Here is a 26,377-nt window from a genome sequence, read left to right on the forward strand (position 1 = left end):
CTTAGCTCTTGTCGTCTTTCATACCGTTTTTCAACGACATGAGAGCAGCAAATGGCGAGTTTGGATCGATTGGCTTGTCACGTGCAGGGGCGCTGTTGCCACCGCGTGGTTTGTGGCCACCGGCTTTGTTGTTGCCGCCACGGCGTGGGCTACCTTTGCTGTGACGACGCTCGCCATCTTGCTGAGGACGCTTGCCGCCCCTGTTGTTGCCACGGCGCTGGTTGTCACCGCCCTGACGACGGCGGTCCATGCGGCCGGGGCGCCAAACTTCGATGGTCACCATCTCGGTTTGCGCCTCACCTGAAGCAGGCGCCTCTTCAGTGGTTGTGGCTTCTGCTGGCTCGTCAGCGGATGCGGTTTCTTCTGAAGCGGTTTCTGCGGCTGCAGTCTCTGCAGGCGTTGTTTCCTCAGCAGCTGTTACAGGCGCTTCTTCTTCGGCTGGCTTGGCAGCTACAATCGGGCGCTCGACCTGTTTTTCTTCCGCGCGATAGCCAAGTGACTTCAGCACATTAGAGAAGTCTTCACCTGCGCAACCTAGCAGGGAGGTCATTGACACAGTGACAGTAAACGCTCCGCCTTCCGGCCAAACGCCTTCCGGTGCCTCTACATCGCTATCCAGCGGCTTCCAAGCCACGAGTGGGCGAATGATGTCAGCCAAGCGCTCTAGAATATCGACACGAACAGCGCGCGGGCCGCAAACGCGGAAACCAACGACCTTATAAAGCGCATGCTCGATTTCTGCGTCGTGAGGAACAGAGGTGCGGCCAGAGGCCGAGAGCTGCGGCAGCACATCGAGACCTTTGGCGTCCTGTTTGCCCTCTTTCAGAGCCCAGAGTTGAGCCATCAATTGGCTCGGAGCTGGTTTAAGCAGCAGTGGCACGAAAATGTGGTAAGCGCCGAAACGAACACCCAGTTTGCGCAGAGCACCGCGCATGGTCTGATCGAGTTGACGAACGTCGTCAGCAACTTGGGCGCGCTCGAGGATGCCAAGGTTCTCATGTAGCTGAAAAGCGATTCCGCGGCCCAGCCCTTCCAACTCCTCGGCCTTTTCTAGGTCAAAGAGGGGTTTCAGAAGGGTTTCGATGTGGTTGTTCAGCCATTGATCGATGCGCTGTTGCACTTTCTCGCGGGCCGGGCCGGAGAGCTGCTCATCTGCCAGAATAATAAGGCCTGGGCGCAACGTGGCTTCGCCGGCAACGAGGCGGGCGATAATCGCGCCTTGCCAGCGGATCGCTCCATCGGCTGCCAGTGCAAATTCTTCATTTGGCGCCGCAGCTACGCGATCTGCGCGGGCTTCGATTTCGCTTGCCAAGGCTTTTTGTGCTGCAGTGCGGACGGCTTTTTCGTCCTGTCCTTCTGCTGCTGTATCAGGTGCAAACCGGAAACCGTGCAGTTGGCCAATGTGTTGGCCTTCTACGAGTACGTCACCGGTTGCTGTGATCTCCGCTTCGAGCATCTTATTCTCTCTCAGACGTCGCATCAAAACGCTGGTTCGCCGATCCACAAACCGCTGTGTAAGCCGCTCGTGAAGGGCATCTGATAATCTATCTTCTATGCCGCGGGTGAGCTCCTGCCAGTGGGTAGGGTCACTCAGCCATTCGGCACGGTTTGCCACAAAGGTCCAAGTGCGGATATGTGCTATCCGATTGGCCAGTGTGTCTATATCCCCATCTGTACGGTCAGCAAAGGCGATTTGCTTGTTGAGCCATTCCTCAGGGATTTTCCCTTTGGAGGTCAGATGAGAATAGAGGTCAAAAACAAGCTCTGCGTGATTGGCAGGGGCTATCTTGCGATAATCCGGTACCTGACAAACATCCCAAAGCAGCTCGACCCGTTCCCTTGTGGTCGCGACAGATGCAATCGAATGATTGCGACCAGCAAGTTCTAGGACACCGATATCCTCCGCCGGAGGGGCTTTGGTCAAGCCCTGTTCTTGCGGAGAGTGCTCCAAAGCACGTAAAAGTGCCTGAATTGATGCAAAATCGAGTTTGCAGTTGCGCCATTGAAGCACTTTTAGGGCATCAAAGCTGTGTGATTCCAATTGGTGGACCAAATCATCATCAAAGCCTGCGACTCTCCCGGTCACGCCAAAAGTGCCATCGCGCAGGTGGCGGCCGGCTCGTCCGGCTATCTGACCTGTCTCGGAAGGGGTCAGCTGACGGTACTGGTAGCCATCGAACTTGCGGTGCCCGGCAAAAGCGATGTGGTCCACATCTAGGTTCAGGCCCATACCAATTGCATCGGTGGCCACGAGCCAATCGACATCACCATTTTGGTAAAGCTCGACCTGTGCGTTGCGGGTGCGCGGGGACAAGGACCCAAGTACAACGGCGGCGCCACCGTTCTGCCTACGGATCAGTTCGGCAATGGCATAAACTTCATTGGAGGAGAAGGCAACGATGGCAGAGCGTCGCGGCAGGCGGGTAATCTTTTTTGAGCCAGCATATGACAGCACAGACATGCGCGGGCGTGTGACAATATTCAGGCCCGGAAGCAGCCTTTCCAAGAGGGGGCGCACGGTGAGCGAGCCAAGCAGCAGCGTTTCTTCGCGCCCGCGACTGTTTAAGATGCGATCTGTAAAGACGTGCCCGCGATCCAGATTGCCTGCAAGTTGTACCTCGTCGATCGCGAGGAAGTCGACAACGAGGTCTTTCGGCATGGCCTCTACAGTTGAGACCCAGTAGCGCGGTGACCGCGGGATTATTTTCTCCTCGCCCGTGATGAGCGCGACGACATCAGGCCCTTTGCGCTCTACGAGTTTATCGAAAACTTCTCTTGCAAGCAGGCGCAGAGGCAGGCCAATAAGCCCTGAGCCGTAGTTACACATGCGTTCTATCGCAAGGTGGGTTTTGCCTGTGTTCGTGGGGCCAAGAATTGCCGTTACCGATTTGGAGCGGAGGTGACGAGGCAGGGAAAGTGCTGTCATGGCCTACTTGTGTGTTTTGCCCCCGAACTCTATCAGGGGTGAAGAAAGACTGTCGCCGAGGACGCGGTGTTGCAATGCTCTTAACCGCTGCGGCTACAACTGTCGAGACCTGTTGAGGCGACAATTGAGATTCTCTTCAGCGGCATTTTCAAGGGAAGGAGGCAAGCGCCTGCTCAAGTGATTCCCTCGTTTTTGCTGGGTTAAAAGTATTGGTGGGGTGAGGTCTAGTATTAAATGAAGAGTTATCCCCGATTTCCCCGAGGTAAAGATAGTTAAGAAAAATGCATCAATAGCAAAAATATGAGTGGCTCATTTTCACTATTTTCGATGGGTGATGGATATATTTTGGGTGATAAATTTTGAGTAGATCAGAGATGTGTGGGTGGAGCGAATTTGTGTATTTTATATATAAGGTTAGTTCTGAATTCACTGAAATGTCGCTGGTGTTAACTTTCTAGTCCAAAGAAATTGGGTTGCTCGTATAGCGTGTTATGTTTGCGCATATTGCTGTGTGTCAAGCAGGTAGGCTCTTCACTTTTCAATGACCAAGACTAATTGAATAATAATTTTTTACTATACGTGCTTTTTTCGGAGACGAATAAGAATGGGTGGATAATACGCCTTCTATATCGAGCCGTGCTTTCGTAGGGTAATCTTCGTTGGGGCAAGATAAATAGGGGTGAATAAAATGAATCCACTAACTGTTGCACTGGAATTTGTTGATACCATTAATAGCGAGGAAACAGCTGATGGCATTGCCCGCCGTCTGTCTGACCTTTCCTTGAGCTTTGGATTTAGTAATTTTTGCTTGGCAACTATTCCTGAATCCGGGCAGCCTTTCGATGGGTGTATCCTATTGAGTGGCTGGAAGCCTGAGTGGCAGCAACGCTACTTGGATCGTGATTATGTGCGCCATGATCCTATCGTTGCCAAAGCTCGTAATGCCACACGTCCTTTCCTTTATTCAAGTGTTTCCAGTGATCGTTCGCTTTCTGCGAATGCTCTGCAAGTACTTAACGACGCGAAGGATTTTGGCATGCACGATGGGGTGTGTGTGCCAATTCATGGGCAGCAAGGCTTTCAAGGCATCTTGATGTTTGCAGGTGCAGAGGCACGGCTGAATGAACGTGAAATTAGCGTTTTACACTTAGTTGGTATCTACGCATGCAGCCGTCTACGTGAACTCAGCGGATCGGGTGTGTCACGCCCACGGCATCGCCTAACTCCGCGTGAGCTTGAATGCCTAAAATGGTCTGCCGCGGGTAAAACCAGCTGGGAGATTAGTCAGATCCTTACAATCTCGCAGCATACGGCAGATTGGTATCTGGCATCGGCAGCGCGTAAGTTGCACGCTGCAAATCGAACGCATGCTGTGGCCGAGGGATTCCGTCTGGGGTTAATCAGGTAGGAGCCTTTAGGGCCAAATCGAGGTGACAAGGCCGCTACTTGTCGGTTTTGTCGCTTCGGTAATTCTCAAGTTAAGTTGATTAAGTCTAAGGAGCGAAATGGCTTCGTTAGAATTATTTTTGTCCCAACCTAATATATTTCGTCTTAAAACCTTGGTTTTTCTGAGGCTACGCTTGGTTGCTATGCAGATAGTGCATAATAGCTATGCGAAAAACAAGTAACCGCGTCAAATAATAATTGCGATCTAATGAAGAGTGGCAATTAAACGCTTTGCTTACACTTGTCTACCCTGTAAATATTCGTTTCACAAAACAAATAATTTATCGGAGGGGACTGTTTGGCAATTCGTCGTATTCTAGTGGCAAACCGCTCGGAGATCGCAATCCGGGTATTTCGTGCAGCAAACGAGCTGGGTCTGGAAACAGTCGCTGTGTTTGCAGAGCAAGATAAACTGGCGTTGCACCGCTTTAAAGCGGACGAGGCCTATCAAGTTGGCAAAGGCATGGGGCCGATTGAGGCCTATCTCTCAGTTGATGAAATTTTGCGCGTCGCTAAAGAGCGCAATGTGGATGCAATCCACCCGGGATATGGTTTCCTTTCCGAGAGCCCTGAATTTGCAGATGCATGCGCAGAGCATGGGATCAAGTTTATTGGCCCCTCTGCCGATACAATGCGCCGGCTTGGTAACAAAGTTTCTGCCCGTGAATTGGCGATTGAGGCTGGCGTACCTGTTATGCCTGCAACAGACCCGCTCCCCGATGATATGGATGAGGTGAGACGCCTCGCGCTTGAGATTGGCTATCCGGTGATGCTGAAGGCCTCATGGGGTGGCGGCGGCCGCGGGATGCGTGTGATCCGCGATGAAAGCTCGTTGCTTACCGAGGTGCAGGAGGCCAAGCGCGAAGCGCGGGCCGCATTTGGTAAAGACGAAGTTTATCTTGAAAAGCTTGTTGAGCGCGCACGCCATGTGGAGGTGCAGATTCTTGGCGATAGCCATGGGAATTTGGTGCATCTTTATGAACGCGATTGCTCCATTCAGCGTCGCCACCAAAAGGTTGTCGAGCGGGCTCCGGCGCCATACCTCGATGACGCAAAGCGTGCGGAGCTTTGCGAATACGGGCTGCGCATTGGCCGTCAGGTTGGCTATTGCGGCGCGGGTACTGTTGAGTTCCTTATGGATGCGGATACCGGTGAGATTTACTTCATCGAGGTGAACCCACGCATTCAGGTGGAACATACGGTAACTGAAGAGGTCACCGGCATTGATATTGTAAAGGCGCAGATTGCGATTGCCGAAGGCGCGGCGATTGGGGATGTGAAAACCACTGGTGTGCCTGAGCAAGACAAGATCGAGCTTAATGGCCATGCTTTGCAATGCCGCATTACTACCGAGGACCCCGAGCAGAACTTCCTGCCAGATTACGGGCGCATTACTGCCTATCGCGGGGCGACTGGTTTTGGCATCCGGCTTGATGGCGGCACGGCCTATTCCGGCGCAGTGATTACCCGGTTTTACGATCCGCTGCTTGAGAAGGTTACTGCATGGGCGCCGACGGCTTCGGAAGTCTGCAAGCGTATGGACCGTGCCTTGCGCGAGTTTCGTATTCGCGGTGTGGCAACCAACCTGATTTTCCTTGAGCAGATTATTTCTCATAGGAAATTCTTGGCGAATGAATACACCACCCGGTTTATTGATGATACGCCAGAGCTGTTTGAAGATATTCGCCGCGGAGACCGCGCAACCAAGCTGCTTGACTACATTGCGGATGTCTCTGTTAATGGCCATCCTGAAACGCGTGGGCGGCCACGTCCGCCTAAAGATGCACCAACACCGGTGGCACCGTATATTGATGCAGCGGCACCAGATGGCACCAAGCAACTGCTGGACCAGTTGGGGCCGAAAGGCTTTGCCGAGTGGGTAAAAGCGCAGCAACAAGTGCTGATTACCGATACCACCATGCGTGATGCCCACCAATCGTTGCTAGCGACACGGATGCGGACCTTTGACATTGCGCAGATTGCCGAGACGTACTCGAAAGGCTTCTCGCAGTTGTTCTCGCTGGAATGCTGGGGCGGCGCGACTTTTGATGTCTCCATGCGTTTCTTGACAGAAGATCCTTGGGAGCGCCTGCGTTTGGTGCGCGAGAAAGCGCCGAACATTCTGTTGCAAATGTTGTTGCGTGGTTCAAACGGTGTTGGTTATGCCAATTATCCGGATAATGTGGTGAAGCATTTTGTGCATCAGGCGGCGACAAACGGCATTGATGTCTTCCGCGTGTTTGACTGCCTAAACTGGGTAGAAAACATGCGTGTGTCTTTGGACGCAGTGCAGGAAGAGGGCAAGCTCTGTGAGGCGACGCTGTGCTACACTGGCGATATTCTCAATTCTGCACGGCCAAAGTATGATCTGAAGTACTACGTCAATCTGGCCAAGGAGCTGGAAGCGGCGGGCGCTCATATTCTTGGTATCAAGGATATGGCCGGGTTGCTCAAGCCACAAGCGGCCAAGGTGCTTATCAAGGCGTTGAAGGAAGAGATCGGCATTCCGATCCACTTCCACACGCATGATACGTCAGGCATTGCTGCCTCGACCATTCTGGCGGCCGTTGAAAGCGGTGTCGATGTTGTAGATATGGCGATGGATGCGCTGTCTGGTTTGACATCGCAGCCGTGTATGGGTTCGGTTGTTGAAGCTCTGAAGGGCACCACGCGCGACAGTGGCCTTGATACTGAGCTTATCCGCGAGACATCGTTTTACTGGGAAGCAGTTCGCACACAGTATCGCGCTTTCGAGAGTGATCTACGCTTTGGTGCTTCCGAGGTGTATCTCCACGAAATGCCGGGTGGCCAGTTTACCAACCTGAAAGAGCAGGCTCGTTCGCTGGGGCTGGAAATGCGGTGGCACGAGGTGGCGCAGGCCTATGCTGATGCCAACATGATGTTTGGCGACATCGTAAAGGTGACGCCAAGCTCTAAGGTGGTTGGAGACATGGCTGTGATGATGGTCTCGCAGGGCATCACACCAGAAGATGTGCTGGACCCATCTAAAGAGGTTGCTTTCCCTGAGTCTGTTGTGAACATGCTGCACGGTGATCTTGGGCAACCTCCGAAGGGGTGGCCTGCGGCGTTGCAACAAAAAGTGCTGAAAGGGCAGGAGGCGATTACGGTTCGTCCTGGATCGCTGCTTGCCGAGGAAGATCTTGATGCCAAGCGCGCTGAGGCTGCGGCTGTGGCCGGGCGCGAGGTGAGCGAACAAGAACTCAGCTCATACTTGATGTATCCGAAGGTCTTTACCGACTTCATGAAGATGCAGGGGCAATATGGCCCAACCAGTGTGTTGCCAACGCCGGTTTACTTCTACGGGCTTGATGTTGGCGACGAAATCATGGTTGAGCTGGAGCCGGGTAAAGTGATGGTGCTTTCCTGCCTTGCGATTGGCGAAACAGATGAAAACGGCGAAAAGCGCGTGTTCTTTGAGCTGAATGGTCAGCCGCGGGTGATCCGTGTGCTTGATCGGGCGCATGGGGCAACAGGCGGTGCAGGCCGCGCCAAGGTGGAAGCGGGTAATCCGAACCAGTTCGGTTCGCCGGTTCCGGGCGTTGTTTCCACCGTCGCGGTAAAAGCCGGTCAGGAAGTGAAGGCCGGTGATGTGCTTGTTTCGGTTGAAGCCATGAAGATGGAAACCACTGTTCACGCAGATCGTGATGGCACTATCGCGCAGGTGACTGTGGTGCCGGGCGATGCTGTTGAGGCAAAAGATGTGCTGGTGGTTTTTGAAGGCTAGCACTTCGATTTTTGCTTGATGAATGTAAAGGGCGGGTCTTTTGGGCCTGCCCTTTTTTTGATGTGAATTGGCCTTTAAGGTTAGGAGGTCATCGGGCGATGCTGTTCCCCATTAAGGCCAGCAAAGAGAGGCCGGTTGGATAGGAGCAAATTGGAGATCCGCTTGATCATCGTGCGTTGGGCGCTTTGGAACCGGTCTTCGTGATGGGTGACCAGCCACTGCTCTTGGCTAAGGGCGTCAATGACGCCAGATGCGCGCACAAGCAAGGGCTGGGTGTCGCCAATAAAGCAGGGTAGGAGAATGCGGCCATGGCCAGCGATGGCGAGCGTTAGAAGGTCGCCGCGATTGCTCGCGCAGTGAAGCAGCGGAGTGCTGGCCGATTCTTGCAGCCATTTCACCGAGGGCGTGTCTTTTTCCAATGGCGATAACCAAGGCAGGTCCTCGCCATCTGAGTTCGTTAGCAAGTGTGGGGCGCAGTAAGCTGCGAAGCAAACGCGGGTGAGCTGCTTTCCGGCAAGCCAGTCTTGTTCCGGTCTGGCATTGCGAATGCCGATTTCAACTTCTCTTCGGCCAAGATCCTGCTTGTGATTGGCCTCAATAACACAGAGGTTGAACGGGTCGTCAGCCTGCCAAAGCTTGGAATAGTTTACTGTTAGAAAACGGCATGTCCACGACCCGGCCGAGAGGCGCAATGTCGGCTTTTGCTCTGCGCCCTCTTGCCAACGGGAGATGGCGGATAGCTCGCGCTCGGCGGCTTCAGCTAGTGTCAGCAGCTCTTTTCCGTCTTGTGTCAGGGTGTATCCCCTAGCGTGTCTTCGAAATAGCTGGCGGTTGGTTTGTCGCTCGAGTTTGAGCATGCGCCGCCCGAGTGTTGCTGGGCTCAGGCCGGTTTGCGTGGCTGCGGTGCTTAGCCCACCTGTTCGGGCGACTGCGAGAAAAAGATCTAGATCTTGCCAAATAGGTTTCATTGCAAAACTGAAAAGATAGTTGCGTTTGTGGCCGTATCATACGGATGTTTTCTAGAATAGCGTTTCTATAGTGAAAAGAAAACGGAAGGATAGAAAATGTTGAAGCTGGCTGGTGTGTCGGTGCCCCGAATTGGCATGGGGTGCTGGGCGATTGGCGGGAAGCAACTCGCTGGGGACGCTTCTTGTAGCTATGGCGGAGAGGATATTGATGATGCTACCGTTTTTGCCACAATTGATGCTGCACTGGATGCGGGCGTCAGAGTATTCGACACCGCCGACGTGTATGGAGCCGGACGATCCGAAACCTTCCTTGGAAAAGCCCTTAAAAACCGGCCCGAGGCATTCGTGGTATCAAAGCTTGGTTATACGTTTGAGGCGGAAACCCGGCAAATGACAGGATTTGCATATGATCCCGCTTATGTGAAGCAGGCCGTAGAGGGTAGTTTGCGCCGCTTGCAGCGAGAGCGGATCGATTTGCTGTTGTTGCACGTGAACGATATGGAAATTGAGAATGCGTTGCCTATGCTTGAGGCGATGTTGCCCCTAGTTGAGGCTGGTAAAGTGCGCTCTGTCGGTTGGTCGACTGATTTTATTGACAGAGCAAAAGCAAGTTGCATTTTGCCGCATTTTGCCGCTTTTGAGCATGATCATAACGTGCTTTGCGATCGGCCGGACATGCTGGATTTGTGCGAGCAGCATGATCTTGTGTCGTTATCCCGCTTGCCTTTGGCGATGGGGGCGTTGACCGGGCGCTTTGCGCCGGGGCAGAAGATTGAAGGCGCTTCTGTGCGCACCAGCGGTTTTGAATGGGTGCGCTATTTTAAACAAGGAGAAATTGAGGCGGAAACAGCACGTCGCCTCGCGGCCATTCGAGAGTTATTGCAGGTGGATGGCCGCAGCCTTGCGCAAGGGGCCTTGTGTTGGCTGCTCGCTCGTCATCCCAAGACGCTCCCGATTCCCGGTGCGAGTAAGCCAGCACAGGTTCTTGAAAATGCCGCAGCAATGGAGAAAGGACCACTGCCTGCACATGTGATGCTCGAGATTGAGCAGTTGCTAAGCCGCGAAGAAATGGCGGAAGCGTAGAATTTCAGGACTACTCCGGTCCGCGACTTTGCTCTTAAGAAAAGTGTATTGTCGCGGTTTTTTTATTGGCTTTGGTGTTTTGCAGCCACCTTACGCTTCATCGCCATGCGGTCTTTCGTTGAAACCCCTAGCAATTCTGCAATGCGCCAAATGGTGTTGTCTTCAAACTCGTGCACGGCTCCATCTACATAGACAATCTGCCATAGCATCTCAATGAGTTCGATGCGTTCTTCTTCGCTAAGCTTGTTTTTTAGCACCGATGTGAAGCCATAAAGGTCTACCGCTTCGGCGTCTTTTTCTTTTGCAGTGCTAACCAGTTTCTTGGTTTCATCACCAGCGAGGCCATAATGCTGCGAAAGCAATTCTTCCAGCTTGGCCATTTCTTCTGGCTCAACATTGCCATCAACTGCGCTCATATGAAACATGAGAGCAGCGGCGGCAAGGCGGCTATCCCCCTCTAGAAATTCAGGCTTAGGTGAGCCGCTCAAGTCGTTAATTAGGCGTTTCAGGGTGTCCAGCATGGGAGCTCGTTCTTTCATTGATCTTGCTTAAGCTTAGGAGATCACGAAGGTTTGGTCAAAATTTGTTGGTCATCGCGAGCCGTTTTTGGTCTGCGTATTTCGAGCAAAAATATGTTAGACAAGCAGCAGCTGATTTAAACATAAATTTACCGGATTTTTCGCTATGGTTTGCGTCAGAGTTGGCGCTGCGAGTTTAGGTCGCGGATAGTGCGCGAGGGTTGGTTGTGATTTTGGGCTTATTGAAGCAGGGGCGGGGTCTTGTTGCCGGTGTAGTGCTTGCGGTTATTCTGTTGGGCGCGGTGCAGTATGCCGCCGGACAAATGTTGTCGCCAAGTGTGACAAAGCAGGCGTTAGCGGGGGTTTTTTACGAGGCAACGGGATTGCGCTTGCGCCTTGATGGCAAGACGCGCAGCGGCCTTTGGCCACAACCGCATGTGCTTGTCGAGAATGTAGGGATCGCTAAAGAAACTGGAGCGATTGAGTTCCTGCAAGCGCAGTCCATGGAGCTCAATCTCGGTTGGGGGGCATTGTTTGGCGGCAATCCGCAAGTTGCTGCGATCGAGCTGCACGAACCAACTATTTTCTTAGAGGTTGGCGCTGACGGGCGGACGAATTGGCAGACAGATACCAGAGCACCAGAGACACGTGATGCGCAGCAGGGCAGTGCTTTGACTACGCTGTTTCAAAGCCTTGGTCTTGGTGATGTGGCGATCAAGCAGGCGGCACTTGTTTATGAAAACAAACAGACTGAGTGGGCCTTCCGCTTGGACGAGGTTGATTTCAACGTTACGCGAGATGGTGAGGACGAAGCCTATCGGTTTGCCGGTGCTATGCTTTATGGTGCTGAGGCATTTGCATTGGAGGGGCGTGTCGGTTCCGGGCGTTCGCTGGTTTCTGGAAAGAGCGGTGCTCTGCAAATCAAATTTTCAGGCCCAAAAGGTAATTCGCTTGAGCTTGCTGGCCAACTAGCGTTTGGTCAGGTGCCGCTTGGGTCGTTACGTGTTTCTGGCATGTTGCCGCGCTTCGGGGCGCTTATGCGCAGCTTTGGCCTCGCGGGCCATGCTGAGCGACCTGCGGCGAAAATTGACGGGCAACTGCGTTTTTTGGCTGATCGCATGGTTTCGCAAGGATTGTTGCTGGAGTTGCCACAGGGTGCTGTCGCCCTGGATCTTGCGCTTACCTACATGGAAGATGGTAGTGAGTTGCGGTTAAATGCGAGCGGCCATGGTTTGCCCGCTGCTGATGTGCTGGCGCTCTTTGGTGGACCAGCCGTTGACGCCGGTGTTTTGCAGACAGAGCTCAGTGCGCTGAGTATTGGCCAAGGGCCAGTACAGTTGGCAAAGAACTTGCAACTGGACGGTTCCGCTCGTTTAGAGAATGGCCGACTGCGGCTTGGCACTGCCGCTCGCGATGATCTGGAAGGAGTTGGCAGCGCACAGGACGTGAAGCAATTAGATGATCTGGATCTGGAATTCAGTTTTTCAGGAATCGGTGAGTTGCTGTCTTTTCAGGGCACGGGGCGTTGGCTGAGTGAGCCTGTGCGCATGCGCGGACGTTTGGATGACGCGGGAACACTAGAGGCTGGTGTAACCGGCGAGCTGTTTCATGCGAACGTAAAGGCGCCCTATCAGACTGCTTTGGCATTGACCTCGGGAGGCGCTGGTGAGGCACTGGTGGAGGTATCAACCCCCGAGCTGCTTTCGTTCTTGCGCTATTATCGCTTGCCGGATGGTGGAGTGCCTTCTGGACAAGACCTTGCGTTTTCCGGGGTCCTGGGTTTTGCCAAGGATAGTGTGAAGTTGCGTAGTGCCACACTGCAACTTGGTGCATTGGACATGCGCGGTACGGCCAGTACAGGTTTGGCGGCGCCCTATGATGTGCGTGGGCGCGTGTCTTTGCACGGAGGTAGCACAGCGGACATTATGCCGTGGTTTCAAGCCGGGCCGCAGCGCAAGCTACGCGACCGTCCGCTTGACCTGCCGCAATTGCGGGGGGCTGATGTTGATCTGGACGTTGCCATACGCTCATTTGAGCTGGCCGGACTTCCACTCGATAGCGGGCGGGGCAGTATTGTCAATAAATGGGGGCGCCTTGAGCTGCAACTCTCCGATGCTCAAGTGCACGGTGTTGCAGGTGGCCTTGTGGAGGGAGTAGGGCTGGTGGATGTCAGCCGGACCGAGCCAGAGTACCAGCTGGAAGGCCAAATAGCCAATATTCCGGCCCAGATGTTGCAGAGCCTTTATGCCCCAATTGGTGGTGTGCGGGGTTCTGTTTATGGGCTTGTAAAGATGACCGCGTCTGGAGCCGACCTTGACAGCTTTTTAAAAAATGCAAAAGGAAGTCTTAGCCTGCAGGTCGGGCAGGGAGAGTTGAAGGGCGCTGACTGGGACGGTTTTTTTGAGAGTTTGCAAGCGCGTCAAAAACGCCGTTGGCCGAGTTCTGGGGACGGTGCGACCCAGTTTGTTAGTTTAGGAGCAGATATCGGTTTCGGCGAGGGGGTGGCAGAGCTACAGGCGCTGACATTGCAAACCTCGCGAAGCTTGATTGAAGGGCAAGGGAGGCTTGATCTGAAGACGCGGCAAGTTTCAGGTAGGCTGCAACCAAGTCGTTTTGATCAAGAAGAAGTGCAGGAAGGTATCCATGGCACAGCGGGGCTTGCTGTTGCTGCGCGGGAGATAACTGTCTCGGGCTCTTGGGCGCAGCCGTTGTTTTCACTAGATACTGTTGTTGATGGCGGAGGTGCTTCTTCGGAAGGGGCTGCAAGTGGTGTGGCAGGCGCTGCCGCGCGCGAGTTGGCAGCGCAGCTGGCTTCAAAGGCTGCCGCGCGGCGTTCAGAACGGAAACTAACCACTCTTGAAGAGACTGTTGCTCCTGCCGAAGAAGTCATGCCAGTGGCGATTGATGGGCATGTGGTGGAGGGAGGGCCGCGCCTGCCTGCCGCCAAGCCGAAAGCTGCGGAGACGAAACAGATAGCAACGCCGTTAGGTTCTCAGCCAGTGCCACCTGTCGCAAAACCAGAGCAGGTGATTGGCACCCCCTTGGCTTTGTTGCCTGAAAAAGGCAGAGAAAAGAGGCAAGGTGTCGCGCCAAAAACGGAAAGTGTTTCACAAGCACCGCGTCCCAAGGCGCCTGCGCGTAAAGGCGAGCGTGGCGGAACAACGGTTAATGTTGATGCGGTGGTAGATGGCAGCGCGGATGATACCGCAACTTTGCAGGCCATCGAGGATGGGTTTGGCATCTCGCCAGGTTTCCTAACCGATTAGTGCAAAGCCCCCGCAGCCTCTTGGCTGCGGGCATCTGTTAAGAGAAGGCCACATGCCGCCCAAGTGGTAGTGACCGGTGCCGGTCCCCGGTTGCAGCATAGATCGCGTTGGCCAATGCAGGGGCAACCGGTGGAACGCCCGGTTCCCCAGCGCCGCCCATGGTGGGGCTGTTGGCCAAAAGCTCGATATGAATAGGCGGCACTTGGTAGAGTTGCGGCGGCGTAAAACTGTCAAAGTTTGTTTCGTTGATTTGCCCGTCGGAGAAGGTCAGGTCTTGCTCCATCGCTTGGCCAAGGCCAAAGATGATAGCGGATGAGAGCTGCTGCCGGACCATGCGCGGATCCAGAACGATGCCAAGATCTGCAACGCACCAGATGTTTTGGAGTTTGATTTCGCCGTCTTCGTGGGTCACTTCGATAGTTTGTGCAACCCAGCTGCCAAACGAGGCTGTTAGCGCGACACCCAGACCAGTGCCAGCGGGGCGCGGTTTGTCCCAAGCGCTTATCTCTTGCAGCTTTTTAAGCAGGTGGACAGCGGGTGCATGCTCTGGAGCGGTTAGGTGAGCGAGGCGGAACGCAAGGGGGTCTTTTCCAGCTGCATGGGCCAGCTCATCTATGAAGCTTTGCTGGAAAAACGCATTGAAGGAGTAGCCAACCGAGCGCCAGAAGCCAGCAGGCACCGTGGTTGGTACAATGTGTGCGTTGAAGGCTTTGTTTTCAGCTGATAGCGGTTGATCAAAGGAGCCATCGAGAACCACTCGTTCTGGCCCGCCTGAGGCCAGTGAGGGGAAGTTTCGCGCCATAAAAGAGCCGATGACGGATTGGCTGGCGATATCTGCTGAAATCGCGTGGATTTTTCCGCTTTGCGATAAGTGCGCTTGATAGCGGGCGCGTGCCATAGGCCGGTAATAGTCGTGAGCACTGTCTTCTTCCCGTGTCCATGTGACCTTGATTGGTCGCCCGTCGGTGTGCACGGCAAGCAGGGCGGCGTAGAGCGCCGGGTCATTGTCAATTCTGCGGCCAAAGCCGCCGCCCATCAAAGTGGTGTGGACGGTGATATCGTCGTTCTCGATCCCGAGTGCGCCTGCGCAGGCGTATTTGGCGAGGGTGGGCGATTGGGTACCTGTCCAGAGTGTGAGTTTGGTGCCAATTAGTTGTGCGGTTGCGTTCATCGGTTCCATGGCGAAGTGAGCCTGATAAGGAACCTCGTAATCAGCGGAGACGAGCTCACCAGATGGGATGCTGGCAAGCACAGCTGCCGCATCGCCTTCATTGCCCATAGAGAACGTTGCGTCTGTTTTCAGCGCATCTGAGTGTGCGTTGCGTAGCGCTAGTGTATCCGCGGCGGCGGACGTTGGCTGCCACTCGGGCGCGAGCGCTTCTGCCCCTTGAAAAGCGGCCCATGTGTTGTCAGCAATGATGCCGAAGCCATGGCCGAAACTACTTTTGATCGCGACAACTTTTTTAACACCCTTGACGGCCAGAGCGGCTGCTTTATCGGCTGAGACGAGCTCACCGCCCAGATGGGGGGCGAGGACGACAGTGCCATAGAGCATGTCTGGTAGGTCGATATCGATACCGTAGATCGGCGCGCCGGTTACCTTCTCACGCAAATCTTTGCGCTGTTGTGGTTTGCCCAGTTGGGTCCACTCTTCGGGGGATTTAAGCCTCGGGCTTTCGGGAAGCTCGACTGCGGCGGCGTCTTGCAATAGATCAGCAAAGCGCAGGGTCTTACCGGTTTTGGGATTGCTGACCTGCGCGTTCTGGCATTGTAAAGTTTCGGGACCGACCTGCCATTTTTGGGCTGCTGCTGCGACAAAAGCTATACGGGCGGCGGCGCCAGCGCGTCGCATCTTGTCATAGGCATCGATGGTAGATGTTGAACCTCCCGTGCCTTGAATGCCGAGAAATTTGGCTGCGACACCAAATGTATCCCTTGCGAGCTCAGGCAACAGCCCTTTATCGAAAAAAGCAAAGGGTGCACCATCTTCCATCATCGTGCGGTTGTAATAGGCAGCACCTTCCGGTCCGTGAATTACCTTCGCCTGAGCGAGGGGGATATTTAGCTCTTCGGCAACCAGCGCGGCTAGGGTTGTGTGAATGCCTTGGCCCATTTCTGCGCGAGGGGCAATGATTGTTATCGTGTTTTCGGCATCCACAAGGATGTAGGGTGTGAAGCTGCGCTGCTTATCCCCATCACTTGCTGCAAGTGGATTTTCGTGCGGTTTGCGGTATGCATAAACGCCAAAAGCGACAGCACCTGTTGTCAATACGGCGGCGCCGAGAAGGGTGCGGCGGGTGATTTTTCCAGTTTTGGACATGCCTAACCCTCCTGCTTTTGGTTGTGTGCAGCAATTGTTTCAATTGCATTGCGGATTTGCGGGTAGGTGCCGCAACGACAAATGTTGCTCATGGCATCGTCGATATCCTCAGAGGATGGGCTAGGATTTTCTTTAAGCAATGCAGTTGCCGCTAGTATTTGACCGGACTGGCAATAGCCGCATTGTGGGACTTGCAGATCCATCCACGCCTCTTGGACTTGCGATAGAGTGCCGTCTGTATCTGCCAGTCCTTCAACGGTGATGATTTCGCCTTGGACATCTTCAAGCGGCACCGAGCACGAGCGCATGGGCTCGCCATCAATCAGCACCGTGCAAGCGCCACAAGCAGCGACGCCACAGCCGTATTTTGGGCCTTTTACGTTTAATACATCGCGCAGAGCCCAAAGCAACGGCATTTGCGGATCGGCGTCTAGCTGGTGTGACTTGCCGTTAACTGTGAGGTGCATTGTCGTGGCCTTTGTGACTATTTGGCAATTAAGTGACCTGAGTTCATTAAATAGGTGGCGCGACAGTTTTGTCAATAAGGAACCTTTGTTCACTTATTGACCAGTTTGGGAATTACGCTTAGAACTTTGATATGAGTGCAGAAACAAAAATGAAAAATTTTGTCCGAGCGCGATCTCAAGAGGCAAAAGCCGAGAGACAGGCAGATATCCTGAGCGCTGCAGCGGCGGAATTGGACGCGCATGGCTGCAAAGGTGTCACGCTGAAAGGAATTGCGTTCAGAGCTGGGGTCGTCAAGTCGAACGTGTACCGCTACTTCGAGAGCCGTGAGCACGTACTGCTAAATGTACTGATTAGTGACCTTGCAAAGCAGAATGATGAGTTTCGGCGGGACTGCGTTGCACCAATGTCGATCGATGCGGTCGCCGATACGCTAAGTGAGTGCTATGCGCGCAATCCACGGGTTTGCACGCTCATAAGCGAGCTGGCACCGACCTTGGAAACCAATATTTCGGTTGAAGCCTGCGTTGCAGTAAAGCGCGAGATTCTCGAGCTATTTATGGCGACTGCACAGACGCTGCTGGAAGTTGTACCTCAGTTGCCAGCGGAGCGCGCTTCTGCTTTTTTGCAAGCGCACTTTTGTATGATCGCAGGCATGTGGCCTGTGGCGAACTTTAACGAGGATGTGGCCAAAGTATTGGCTATGCCCGAGTTTGAGTTGATGCGGCTCGACTTCGCACCCGTGCTGCGCACTGCCACCAGAGCCTTGTTGCATGGATATGTCAAAGCGGCAGAACCGGCCCGCACTGCGGTTAGTCGTCGGTGCGGGAGTGGCACTTAAAGGTAAAGCAAGAGCTCGGACTGTAGTTTCCGAACGGCGACTTCCGGGCTATCTATGTTGTTGATTTCGATTAGATGATCGCAGGCTGGAAGCGACAGGTCTGCACGCTGTAGGCGCTGTTCTATATCAGATTGGCTTTCACGGCCCCGCTGTGCAAGGCGCTGGGCAAGCACTAGTAGAGGTGCGGTGATATGCACGATAACAACATGCGCAAAGCGCTCTTGCGCACTAGAAATCGCCTTGCGTGAACCGTTGGCGATACAAACGCCACCGTTTTTGATGTGCTGTGTGGTGTCTTCCGGCAGGGCGTAGGTTAGGCCATGGGCGTGCCAATGAAGCGGCGCGCGGCCGCTTGCAATGAGCGCCTGCATGCGATCATGGCAAAGCGTATCATGATCTTCGCTGCTGGCGTCGGCATCTCGGGTGATAATACGCCGGGCAAATTGGAAACGAGGATCTCCGGCGACCTGTTGTTTCAGGCCGTCAATCACAGTGTCTTTGCCAGCGCCACTCGGGCCGACCACCAGCACCAGGGTGCCGGGACCGATTTTGTTAGTGTTGCTGGTTTGGCTAACCAGAGACAGAGTATCAGGCATCTGACTTCCCCTTAAGCAACGCGCCGCCCCTGACGCCAGACACCGCGCACGATAGGTACATCGCCAACCATCCGCACCTGCACAAGATCCGCCCGACGACCAAGCTCCAGCGCGCCGCGATCTGTCAGGCCAACGGCCTCTGCCGGGTTTTTGCTGACCATGCGAATCGCGTGGGGCAAGGAGATGCTTTCGATGTCTCTATCCAGTGTAAAGGCTGCTTGCAGCATGGAGACCGGGATGTAATCGGAGGAGATTACGTCCAGAACGCCAGCTTCGGCCAGCTCGCGCGCTGCGACGTTGCCTGAGTGGGAGAAGCCGCGCACCACATTTGGTCCACCCATCAACACAGCCATGCCAGCCTCATGCGAGGCTTGTGCGGCTTCCATGGTGGTTGGAAATTCGGCGACAGCGACTTTCTGTGCAATGGCCTCTTCCACGTGCGCCAAAGTGGCATCATCATGGCTTGCCAGCAGCATTCCGGCTTTGGTCGCGCGTTCAGAAATTGCCTTGCGGTTTGGCTTTGAATAGATCTTGGAGCGTGCAGTGGAGGTTTCGATATACTCCTGCATTTGCTCATCTGAGAAGTTCTTTTTGTTTTTGTAGTAGGTTATCAGCGCGTCCAGAGAGGTGAATTGGCGCTGACCGGGCGTATGATCCATTAGTGAGGCGAGGCGTACCCGCGGATCACCTTCAAACAGATCAAAACCTTCAATGCAATTTGGGGCAGACACTTCGCAGCGCAGATGGATGAAGTGGTCAGCGCGCAGGCGGTCTTCGGCTTGCGCGGTTTCAATGGCATCGGCCATGATGCGCATGTCTTGGGCGGAGATATCGCCACCGTCTTCCATGCCAATGCGCAGGGCATCAAACACTGTGGTTATGCCTGCGCAGGCAATTTGAGCGTCGTGGGCTTGCACGGCAGAGACCGCGTTCCAGTAGACTTTGGGGCGTGGGTGATAGTGGTTTTCCATGTGGTCGGTATGCAGCTCTACCAGACCGGGAATGAGGTAATCTCCCTCGCAGTCCAAACCCTTGTAGCTGTTGCCCTCATCAATACTGGTGATGGTGCCGTCAACGGCATTTAAAGAGCCATCAATGATGCTATCCGGCAGCACAATGCGAGCGTTGGTGAAGGTGATTTCATGGCTGGCAGAATGGCTGCCGCTGGCTGGGGTTAGGGCGTCTTTGCTCATCAATTCGGTTGTCATGCGATGTGTCCCTGAAGTTGGTAGGTGGCCAGCATTTTAAAGGGGCTGCCGCGTTGCTCTTCGCAGGCTAGGCCCAAAGTTTTTATGGTGAAAGGGCGGTGTGTTATTGGTTTGAAATGCGCCTGTGCGGCGTCAAACAGCTGTTCCGTTTGCAAGGTGTTTTCAAGTTTGCCAGACAGCGTCAAATGAAAGCGGAAATACTCAAAGATGTATGGATAGCCCCATTGCAGCATATAGGCATCCTGCTTAGTATCGAGATTTGCTCGGCGGCGGCGGGCAATATCGAATTCGCTCAAGGGTGCGCGAAGGTGATCGAATTCACGCACACATGCGCTGGCAAGCGCATTAAGTTGCTCACTTGGCTCTATCGGAGTTAGCGCAAGGAAATGCGAGAGGCGGCTTACATGCAAGCCTTTAAGATCAAAAGGTTTTGTCGTGTTGGCAAAGGAAGTAAGCGCGTTATGCAAGTTATCGAGGCTTTTGCCCTTAGCCAGTTCGAATGGGGGCTTAAGCGTGCCGTGAAAACCATAGCGGCGTGGCTCTGAGGTTAACTCCCATTGGCGCAAAGGTGCAAGGCCGCTCACCTCTGGTTGCGGTGCATCTTGCATGGTGAATGGGCTGCGGCCCAGCCACGACGACCCAAGCTGCTCGAGTTGTTCGCCCTGATCTGGAGAGTAGTAGATTGCGTAGCGCATGTCCTATCCTTTGGCCGCGTGCCTAGCCGGTTTGGGTGTCTGCAAGATGACAGTTCGCCACCTTTTCCAGTTGATCCAGAGCCCTGTGGATGTCAGAGGATTGGAAGTGGCGCAGATTGGCAAAAATAAGCTGTGGTGGCCAGTCCCACCAACGTAGTTTTTGCAAGCGAGCACTAGCCGTTTCGTCAAAGCGACGGCGCAGCAGCTTGGCAGGAACGCCGCCGACAATGGTATAGGGTGCGACATCCTTACGGACGACGGCGCCCGCAGCGAGAATAGCCCCATCACCGACGGCTACACCGGCGAGCACGGTGACCCCATGGCCAATCCAGACATCATTGCCAATAGTGACGCGCGCGGCGCGGCGGCGAGAGAAGAAGGCGTGATTACGCTCTTTGTCAGCGTCATAGTATTCTGGCGTATAGGTAAAACGATGCTGACTGGCCCGCTCCTTAGGATGATCTGGTGGGCAGATGCGCACATTTGCGGCAATCGCGGTGAATTTGCCGACGGTGGCATCATGCAGCAAACAGCCGCTGCCGAAATACGAATAGTCGCCAATGGTGCTATATTCTGCTGCACTGGGGCCAAGCAGTTCGCAGCAGGTGCCAACGGAGACCTCACGCAGCTTGACGTCTGGTGCAATTACAGTTTTTTCGATCTTGGGTGGTGTTGGTGTGTTCATTGTATGCCCTCTACGCGACCTTTTCGGCGGCAAACTGTGTCACATCAATGATGCGGTCCGCAATGAGGTCCCGTGTGTCGTGATCGTGCAAAATACCAAGCATGGCGACGCCTTGGGCTTTTTTCTCTTCCACCAATTCAACCACGACTGCGCTGTTCTTTGCATCAAGCGAGGCAGTGGGCTCATCTAGCAACAGAACCGGATAGTGAGCGATGAAGCCGCGGGCAATGTTAACACGCTGTTGCTCGCCTCCAGAGAAGGTGGCGGGGGGTAACTGCCAGAGGTGCTCTGGCACGTTCAGGCGGGTGAGCAGATTGGCGGCCTTGTCTTTGGCTTCCGCTTCGCTGCTGCCTTGCGCTAGCAGCGGTTCTGCCACCAAATTCAGCGCAGAAACACGCGGAATGGCCCGCAGGAACTGCGAAACATAGCCAATTGTGTTTTCTCGCAGGCGGATGATGCGGCGCGGCGAGGCCGCGGCAACGTTTACGATTTCATCTCCATCGGTAATGAGGATTTGTCCGCTTTGGCAGCGATAGTTGCCGTAGATCATCTTGATGATCGAGCTTTTGCCAGAGCCTGAGGGGCCGCCGAGAATAACGCATTCGCCTGCCGCAACAGAAAAACTGACATTTGCGATAACTGGTATCTGAATGCCCGCACGCAGGTGCATGGTGAAAGTTTTGCCAAGATCGGCAACACAGATTTTGGTTTGCATGTTGGTCTCTTTGGCTAGGGCTGCAAAATGGAGGAAACAAGCAGTTGGGTATAGCTTTCTTGCGGGTCATCCAGTACCTGATCGGTCAAGCCGTGCTCAATAACGCGGCCGTGGCGCATAACCAGCGTGCGGTGCGACAGCAGCCGGGCCACAGCAAGATCGTGGGTGACGATGATGACAGCCAAACCGAGATCCGAAACAAGCGAGCGCAGCAGATCCAGCAGGCGGGCTTGTACCGAAACATCGAGGCCGCCTGTTGGCTCGTCCATAAAAACAAGGCGCGGGGCAGTCACCAGATTACGTGCAATTTGCAGGCGCTGGCGCATACCGCCAGAGAAAGCGCGCGGGTCGTCATCAATGCGATCGGTTGCGATTTCGACACGTTCCAGCCAATCGCTGGCATTGCTGCGGATGTTGCCGTAGTGCCGTTCTCCAACCGCCATCAGGCGCTCGCCCACATTGGCACCAGCTGAGACTGTCATGCGCAAGCCATCGGATGGGTGCTGGTGCACATAGCCCCAGTCTGTACGCATGAGAACCCGGCGCTGTGCCTCGCTCATCTGATAGAGGTCACGCAGGATGCCATCGCGTCCGCGATATTCAACAGCGCCAGTTGTTGGCGCCAAACGGGTGGAGAGGCAGTTCAGCAGCGTTGATTTGCCCGAGCCGCTTTCACCTACAATGGCAAGGACTTCGCCTGGGTAAACTTCAAAGCTGACATCTTGGCAGCCGATGCGGTCGCCGTAGAATTTGGTGGTTTTCGAGGCGCGCAGGAGGAGCGGCTGCTCAGGGGTGTTGTCTTGAAAGGTCATTTGCATGCCTCCTTGCTTGAGGCATTGTCTTTTGCTGTGCCATTGCTTGGCGCGTCTAGCGGGTTGGTGCCTAAATGGCCCGTGTGGCCTTCTGTGCGGCGCTCTTCGCAATAATCGCTATCAGAGCAAACAAACATGCGGCTGCCTTGATCATCGAGAATCACCTCATCCAGATAGACGTGCTCAGCACCGCAGATGGCGCAGGGTTGATCGAATTCTTGCGGGGTGAAGGGGTGATCCTCAAAATCCAGACTGACGACATCTGTGTGGGGCGGGATAGCGTAGATACGCTTTTCGCGACCTGCGCCGAAAAGCTGGAGCGCTTCCATGCGGTGCATTTTGGGGTTGTCAAACTTGGGGATCGGCGAGGGGTCCATCACATAGCGCTCGTTAACAAGCACCGGATAGGCGTAGGTGGTGGCGATGTGGCCAAAACGGGCAATGTCTTCATAGAGCTTCACATGCATAAGGCCATATTCTTCCAGCGCGTGCATTTTTCTGGTTTCAGTTTCGCGTGGTTCCAGAAAGCGCAGCGGCTCGGGAATGGGTACCTGATAGACAAGCACCTGATCTTCGCTCAGCGGCTCTTCCGGGATGCGGTGGCGGGTTTGGATTAGGCTGGCACCTTTGGTGTGGGTGGTTGTGTTAACGCCGGTGGTTTGCACAAAGAAGTTGCGCAGGGCCACTGCATTGGTGGTGTCATCGGAGCCTTGATCGATCATCTTCAAAGTATCGGAGTGGCCAATAACTGCGGCGGTCACCTGCACACCGCCGGTGCCCCAGCCATAAGGCATGGGCATTTCTCGCGCGGCGAACGGCACCTGATAGCCGGGAATGGCGATGCCCTTAAGGATAGCGCGGCGGATCATGCGCTTGGTCTGTTCATCCAGATAGGCAAAGTTGTAGTGATCGGTGAAGGATGTGGCCGGGGTGCTCATTGTGCAGCCTCCAAATCGGCGGTTTCGCCGGTGGTTTTCTGGTTCTTTTCAAACCATTCCGCCCGCAAGCGGCGAATAAGATCGAGCTCCGCCTGAAAATCGACATAGTGCGGTAGCTTCAGGTGCTCAACGAAGCCGGTGCCTTGGACATTGTCTGAGTGGGACATGACGAACTCTTCGTCCTGTGCCGGGGATGTGGCTTCTTCTCCCAATTCTTGCCAGCGCAAGGAGCGATCTACCAGCGACATGGCCATGACCTTGCGTTCGCCTTGGCCGGGTACGAGCCCGTAGCCGCGGGTGAATTGCGGCGGGGCTTTGGCGCTGCCTGCGAACTGGTTGATCATCTGACACTCGGTTACAGTCATTTCACCAAGCGGCACATCAAAGCCAAGCTCTTCGACAAACAGGCTGACTTCAACTTCGCCCAAGCGGATTTCTCCGGCAAAGGGGTGGGTGCGGCCATAGCCGCGCTGGGTTGAATAGCCAAGTGCAAGCAGGAATCCTTCATCACCGCGCGCCAGATTTTGCAAGCGCAGGTCACGTCCTGCTGGAAACTCCAGCGGCTCGCGGGTGAGATCGCCTACCTCGTGATCTTCGGGGAGTTCCGCATCCGGTTCCATCAGGCCTTCATCATCCAGCAGCTCGGTTACACGCGGGACACGCTCTTGTGCTTCAAATGCTTGTGTTTGCGGCGTGGCCGGAGCTTCTTCGCCATTGGCTGCAAGGGTGAAATCCAAGAGGCGCTGGGTGTAGTCAAAAGTTGGGCCAAGCAACTGGCCGCCTGGTAAATCCTTATAGGTTGCGGAGATGCGGCGACGAATGAGCATTGTTGCCGTGTCGATGGGCTGCGAGTAGCCAAAGCGAGGCAGCGTGGTGCGGTAGGCCCGCAGCAGGAAGATGGCTTCGATCAAATCCCCGCGGGCTTGCTTTATTGCCAAAGCGGCGAGATCAGCATCATAGAGCGAACCTTCTGCCATAACGCGGGAAATGGACAGGTAGAGCTGCTGGGTCATTTGTGCCAGTGTTAGGGCTGGCAGGCTGGTATCGCCGCGGCGATCCCGGGCGAGGAGTGTGTGGGCGTTGCGGATCGCTTTTTCCCCGCCCTTTACTGCGACGTACATGTGTTAGCTCTCCTGAAAGGTAATTTTGGTGGAGCGGGGCAGGCCGGCAACGGTGCCTTCGGCTGCCAGCAACACGTCAACTCCGAGTGGGTACAGCTCGTTATTGGTTTGCATTTCCCGCCAGAACTGCGGGGGGAGCGGCGTGGCTGCGAAGCCTTGCTCTTTCTTGATGCCCGGACCGGACAGCTTGACTGTTTGGCCATGGCTGAGGCTGCTCACACTAAGCACGATGGTTGTTGAGCGGTCGGGGTATTCGCTGGTGCCCTTTGCAAATGCTGAAAGGGGGGGCATGTTTTCCGGTTTGGAAACAAACGCGAAGGCGGCGTCCATCGGGTTGTTTGTGAATGAAGCGCCCGTATGGAAGCGCAAGTAGGTGGTGACGTCTTTGGCAGCAGCCAATTCCTTATCCAGCCAAATGGGGGTGTCATAGTCGCAAAGACACAAGGCAATGGCGGCGGTGGATTTGCCAAGAGGGGCAGGCGGGTTCAGATCAAGCTCTGGCAGGTCTTGCAATTTACCGGGACGGGCGAGGGCGTTCATCAATGCCCGGAATATGCCTTGTGCCTCGTGCACGGGGTTTTGAAGCCCGGGGGCTGGAGCTTTTGCCAGCGAAAATTCAAGGTTTGCGCTTGCCATTACTCACCTCGCACCATGGTAAAGAAATCAACCTTGGTCGCGGCGACTTCTGCTTTGGTTTGTTCTTTGCGTTTTGTTTCAATGTTGCGGAGTGGCGCGAGAATCTCGCTTTCTATTGCTTCTTGCAGCGGTTCCTGTTGCCAGTAGGCATCAAGCGCCGCGCATAAAAGAGCCTTGTGTTTATCTCGGCCAAGGCATTGGCCAAAGCCGGTTGTACCATCTGGCAAGGCTACGACGCAGCGGGTGACGGTGGCTTCGCAAAGGTTGAAAGGGGCGCCAGTGCCGCCGGCGCGGCCGCGCACCATGACAAGGCCAATTTCGGGCTGGCGAATGATGGTGTGCTCTTGAGGGAGTGGGTGTGCCGCCAGCCTTGCCTCTAGATCCGCAATGGTGGCATTTGCGAGCGTTGCCATTGCGGTGCGGCGGGCAGAGGGTTCGCCGGTCGATGGGGCGCCACGTGGCGAAGTGCCTTGGCTTGATGTCATCTGTGCCTCAATTTTCTGGTCGTCGTGCGACCTTCGTTTTTCGTAGACGCTAGACAATCGTTAGTTGGTTGTCTACTTATCTATACAAATTAATTGCTCGCAAATGGTCTAGTAATGTTTCATGACAGGCAAATGACGAAGAACGCAGAACTTACATTTGATCGGTTGGAGCGCAGGACGGGTGTTGCCATGTGGCGCCAGATTGCCGAGGCGCTGCGTGTAACGCTTTGTGATGGCGGGTATGGTGAAGGCACCAAATTGCCAACTGAGTCTGTGTTAGCGGAGAGCTTTGGGGTAAACCGACATACCGTCCGCCGCGCAATTTCTTCACTTGTTGACGAGGGTTTTTTGCGGGCTGACCAAGGGCGTGGCACATTTTTGGCTCGCAAGCCGCTTGTTTATCCTATTGGCAGTCGCACACGTTTTACTGAAAACCTAAATGCACAGGATGTGGAGGCGACGGGAGACATTCTGGGCATAGAGGATGTGATAGCAGACAAGAACTTGGCGCAGATGTTCGATTGTCAGCGTGGGATGCCTTTGTTCAAGGTCGATACGCTGAGCTATGGGGATGGGGTGCCACTTATCTTCAGCTCGCTTTGGTTTTTACAAGAGGATGTGCCGCGGTTGCGGACATGCTTTCCCAAGCATGCCTCTGTAACTCGGCTGCTTGCAGAGCATGGCATTGACGATTATCGGCGCAAAGACACAATTGTGCGTGCGGTAACTGCAACGCCGCTGCTGGCGGAGCGATTACAGATAGCCGAGGGCGCTGCTGTATTGGTGATGGAGAGCATTAACGTTGATCTGAATGGCAAGCCGGTGCAGGCGGGACTCAGCTATGTGGCCGCTCAGCGAATGCATATTACGCTTTCCAGCTAATTACCACTTGATGTGAAGGGGCTGAC

General features: G+C 54.7%; 21 protein-coding genes. 6 read left to right on the forward strand and 15 right to left on the reverse strand.

The features are described 5' to 3' along the window. Position 1: 1 nt before the first annotated feature. A complete protein-coding gene (locus tag AYK82_RS06785; RefSeq protein ID WP_068313121.1) occupies positions 2-2,926 on the reverse strand; it encodes a DEAD/DEAH box helicase in 2,925 nt (974 codons plus the stop codon). 688 nt (positions 2,927-3,614) lie between these two features. Between AYK82_RS06785 and AYK82_RS06790 the strand changes: the two genes are divergently transcribed. Next, on the forward strand, positions 3,615-4,334 hold the full coding sequence (locus tag AYK82_RS06790) for a LuxR family transcriptional regulator (protein WP_068313122.1): 720 nt from the start codon (positions 3,615-3,617) through the stop codon (positions 4,332-4,334). Between the two features lie 336 nt (positions 4,335-4,670). Further along, positions 4,671-8,117, forward strand: coding sequence for a pyruvate carboxylase (pyc, locus tag AYK82_RS06795; protein WP_068313123.1), 3,447 nt, complete (start codon positions 4,671-4,673; stop codon positions 8,115-8,117). Positions 8,118-8,197: 80 nt separating this feature from the next. Here pyc and AYK82_RS06800 read toward each other — a convergent pair whose 3' ends face one another. Beyond that, a complete protein-coding gene (locus AYK82_RS06800) occupies positions 8,198-9,085 on the reverse strand; it encodes a LysR family transcriptional regulator (RefSeq protein ID WP_068313125.1) in 888 nt (295 codons plus the stop codon). A gap of 96 nt (positions 9,086-9,181) precedes the next feature. Here AYK82_RS06800 and AYK82_RS06805 point away from each other — a divergent pair, with 96 nt between their 5' ends. Further along, a complete protein-coding gene (locus tag AYK82_RS06805; protein ID WP_068313128.1) occupies positions 9,182-10,168 on the forward strand; it encodes an aldo/keto reductase in 987 nt (328 codons plus the stop codon). A 62-nt stretch (positions 10,169-10,230) separates the two neighbouring features. On the opposite strand, the gene AYK82_RS06810 is transcribed toward AYK82_RS06805, so the two are convergent. After that, positions 10,231-10,707, reverse strand: a complete 477-nt coding sequence (locus AYK82_RS06810) for a tellurite resistance TerB family protein (RefSeq protein ID WP_208976420.1) — start codon at positions 10,705-10,707, stop codon at positions 10,231-10,233. Positions 10,708-10,913: 206 nt separating this feature from the next. On the opposite strand from AYK82_RS06810, the gene AYK82_RS06815 reads away from it, so the two are divergent. Continuing rightward, positions 10,914-13,952, forward strand: coding sequence for an AsmA family protein (locus AYK82_RS06815; protein ID WP_172795201.1), 3,039 nt, complete (start codon positions 10,914-10,916; stop codon positions 13,950-13,952). A 37-nt stretch (positions 13,953-13,989) separates the two neighbouring features. On the opposite strand, the gene AYK82_RS06820 is transcribed toward AYK82_RS06815, so the two are convergent. Together AYK82_RS06820 and AYK82_RS06825 are read right to left on the reverse strand one after the other, a co-directional pair. Further along, complete coding sequence (locus AYK82_RS06820) at positions 13,990-16,272, reverse strand: xanthine dehydrogenase family protein molybdopterin-binding subunit (protein ID WP_068313136.1); 2,283 nt, start codon at positions 16,270-16,272, stop codon at positions 13,990-13,992. Positions 16,273-16,274: 2 nt separating this feature from the next. Next, the gene (locus AYK82_RS06825) at positions 16,275-16,739 is read right to left on the reverse strand and encodes a (2Fe-2S)-binding protein (protein ID WP_068313139.1); all 465 of its coding nucleotides are present in this window, start codon (positions 16,737-16,739) and stop codon (positions 16,275-16,277) included. Positions 16,740-16,888: 149 nt separating this feature from the next. Here AYK82_RS06825 and AYK82_RS06830 point away from each other — a divergent pair, with 149 nt between their 5' ends. Beyond that, complete coding sequence (locus tag AYK82_RS06830) at positions 16,889-17,578, forward strand: TetR/AcrR family transcriptional regulator (RefSeq protein WP_172795202.1); 690 nt, start codon at positions 16,889-16,891, stop codon at positions 17,576-17,578. On the opposite strand, the gene phnN is transcribed toward AYK82_RS06830, so the two are convergent. From phnN to phnG, 10 genes are read right to left on the reverse strand one after another with little or no spacing between them, the layout of a single operon-like run. Then, positions 17,575-18,174 (reverse strand): phosphonate metabolism protein/1,5-bisphosphokinase (PRPP-forming) PhnN, encoded by a 600-nt coding sequence (phnN, locus tag AYK82_RS06835; protein ID WP_208976421.1) that lies wholly within the window; start codon positions 18,172-18,174, stop codon positions 17,575-17,577. The two genes, AYK82_RS06830 and phnN, sit on opposite strands and share 4 nt — an antisense overlap. A gap of 11 nt (positions 18,175-18,185) precedes the next feature. Then, positions 18,186-19,367: an alpha-D-ribose 1-methylphosphonate 5-triphosphate diphosphatase gene (locus AYK82_RS06840; RefSeq protein WP_068313580.1), complete on the reverse strand. Its 1,182-nt coding sequence runs from the start codon at positions 19,365-19,367 to the stop codon at positions 18,186-18,188. An 11-nt stretch (positions 19,368-19,378) separates the two neighbouring features. Continuing rightward, a complete protein-coding gene (locus AYK82_RS06845) occupies positions 19,379-20,077 on the reverse strand; it encodes a DUF1045 domain-containing protein (RefSeq protein ID WP_068313145.1) in 699 nt (232 codons plus the stop codon). Positions 20,078-20,099: 22 nt separating this feature from the next. Then, complete coding sequence (locus AYK82_RS06850; RefSeq protein WP_068313170.1) at positions 20,100-20,762, reverse strand: DapH/DapD/GlmU-related protein; 663 nt, start codon at positions 20,760-20,762, stop codon at positions 20,100-20,102. 10 nt (positions 20,763-20,772) lie between these two features. Then, positions 20,773-21,477, reverse strand: a complete 705-nt coding sequence (gene phnL, locus AYK82_RS06855) for a phosphonate C-P lyase system protein PhnL (protein ID WP_068313173.1) — start codon at positions 21,475-21,477, stop codon at positions 20,773-20,775. A 14-nt stretch (positions 21,478-21,491) separates the two neighbouring features. Beyond that, complete coding sequence (gene phnK, locus AYK82_RS06860) at positions 21,492-22,289, reverse strand: phosphonate C-P lyase system protein PhnK (RefSeq protein ID WP_068313177.1); 798 nt, start codon at positions 22,287-22,289, stop codon at positions 21,492-21,494. Then, positions 22,286-23,227 carry an alpha-D-ribose 1-methylphosphonate 5-phosphate C-P-lyase PhnJ gene (locus AYK82_RS06865; RefSeq protein WP_068313180.1) on the reverse strand — a complete coding sequence of 314 codons (942 nt, stop codon included), beginning with the start codon at positions 23,225-23,227 and terminating at the stop codon, positions 22,286-22,288. Before AYK82_RS06865 ends, phnK begins: the two co-directional genes overlap by 4 nt. Continuing rightward, complete coding sequence (locus AYK82_RS06870) at positions 23,224-24,348, reverse strand: carbon-phosphorus lyase complex subunit (RefSeq protein WP_068313183.1); 1,125 nt, start codon at positions 24,346-24,348, stop codon at positions 23,224-23,226. The genes AYK82_RS06865 and AYK82_RS06870 overlap by 4 nt, the downstream gene beginning before the upstream one ends. Positions 24,349-24,351: 3 nt before the next feature. Continuing rightward, a complete protein-coding gene (gene phnH, locus AYK82_RS06875; protein WP_068313186.1) occupies positions 24,352-24,984 on the reverse strand; it encodes a phosphonate C-P lyase system protein PhnH in 633 nt (210 codons plus the stop codon). Then, positions 24,984-25,469 carry a phosphonate C-P lyase system protein PhnG gene (phnG, locus tag AYK82_RS06880; protein WP_068313189.1) on the reverse strand — a complete coding sequence of 162 codons (486 nt, stop codon included), beginning with the start codon at positions 25,467-25,469 and terminating at the stop codon, positions 24,984-24,986. Before phnG ends, phnH begins: the two co-directional genes overlap by 1 nt. 132 nt (positions 25,470-25,601) lie before the next feature. On the opposite strand from phnG, the gene phnF reads away from it, so the two are divergent. After that, entirely contained in the window at positions 25,602-26,351 is a 750-nt protein-coding gene (gene phnF, locus AYK82_RS06885) for a phosphonate metabolism transcriptional regulator PhnF (protein WP_208976422.1), read from the forward strand. Positions 26,352-26,377 lie beyond the last annotated feature (26 nt).

The sequence above is a fragment of the Polycladidibacter hongkongensis genome, assembly GCF_001561995.1.
Lineage (GTDB): Bacteria > Pseudomonadota > Alphaproteobacteria > Rhizobiales > Stappiaceae > Pseudovibrio > Pseudovibrio hongkongensis.

Bases quoted from the DNA above. Each gene is read 5' to 3' on its own strand.
- AYK82_RS06810 (WP_208976420.1), bottom strand. From the start codon at position 10,707: ATGAAAGAACGAGCTCCCATGCTGGACACCCTGAAACGCCTAATTAAC.
- AYK82_RS06840 (WP_068313580.1), bottom strand. From the start codon at position 19,367: ATGAGCAAAGACGCCCTAACCCCAGCCAGCGGCAGCCATTCTGCCAGC.
- AYK82_RS06805 (WP_068313128.1), top strand. From the start codon at position 9,182: ATGTTGAAGCTGGCTGGTGTGTCGGTGCCCCGAATTGGCATGGGGTGC.
- phnF (WP_208976422.1), top strand. From the start codon at position 25,602: ATGACGAAGAACGCAGAACTTACATTTGATCGGTTGGAGCGCAGGACG.
- AYK82_RS06845 (WP_068313145.1), bottom strand. From the start codon at position 20,077: ATGCGCTACGCAATCTACTACTCTCCAGATCAGGGCGAACAACTCGAG.
- AYK82_RS06830 (WP_172795202.1), top strand. From the start codon at position 16,889: ATGAAAAATTTTGTCCGAGCGCGATCTCAAGAGGCAAAAGCCGAGAGA.
- phnN (WP_208976421.1), bottom strand. From the start codon at position 18,174: ATGCCTGATACTCTGTCTCTGGTTAGCCAAACCAGCAACACTAACAAA.
- AYK82_RS06800 (WP_068313125.1), bottom strand. From the start codon at position 9,085: ATGAAACCTATTTGGCAAGATCTAGATCTTTTTCTCGCAGTCGCCCGA.
- AYK82_RS06785 (WP_068313121.1), bottom strand. From the start codon at position 2,926: ATGACAGCACTTTCCCTGCCTCGTCACCTCCGCTCCAAATCGGTAACG.
- phnK (WP_068313177.1), bottom strand. From the start codon at position 22,289: ATGACCTTTCAAGACAACACCCCTGAGCAGCCGCTCCTCCTGCGCGCC.
- AYK82_RS06825 (WP_068313139.1), bottom strand. From the start codon at position 16,739: ATGCACCTCACAGTTAACGGCAAGTCACACCAGCTAGACGCCGATCCG.
- AYK82_RS06850 (WP_068313170.1), bottom strand. From the start codon at position 20,762: ATGAACACACCAACACCACCCAAGATCGAAAAAACTGTAATTGCACCA.
- AYK82_RS06820 (WP_068313136.1), bottom strand. From the start codon at position 16,272: ATGTCCAAAACTGGAAAAATCACCCGCCGCACCCTTCTCGGCGCCGCC.
- AYK82_RS06865 (WP_068313180.1), bottom strand. From the start codon at position 23,227: ATGAGCACCCCGGCCACATCCTTCACCGATCACTACAACTTTGCCTAT.
- phnG (WP_068313189.1), bottom strand. From the start codon at position 25,469: ATGACATCAAGCCAAGGCACTTCGCCACGTGGCGCCCCATCGACCGGC.
- phnL (WP_068313173.1), bottom strand. From the start codon at position 21,477: ATGCAAACCAAAATCTGTGTTGCCGATCTTGGCAAAACTTTCACCATG.
- phnH (WP_068313186.1), bottom strand. From the start codon at position 24,984: ATGGCAAGCGCAAACCTTGAATTTTCGCTGGCAAAAGCTCCAGCCCCC.
- AYK82_RS06790 (WP_068313122.1), top strand. From the start codon at position 3,615: ATGAATCCACTAACTGTTGCACTGGAATTTGTTGATACCATTAATAGC.
- AYK82_RS06870 (WP_068313183.1), bottom strand. From the start codon at position 24,348: ATGTACGTCGCAGTAAAGGGCGGGGAAAAAGCGATCCGCAACGCCCAC.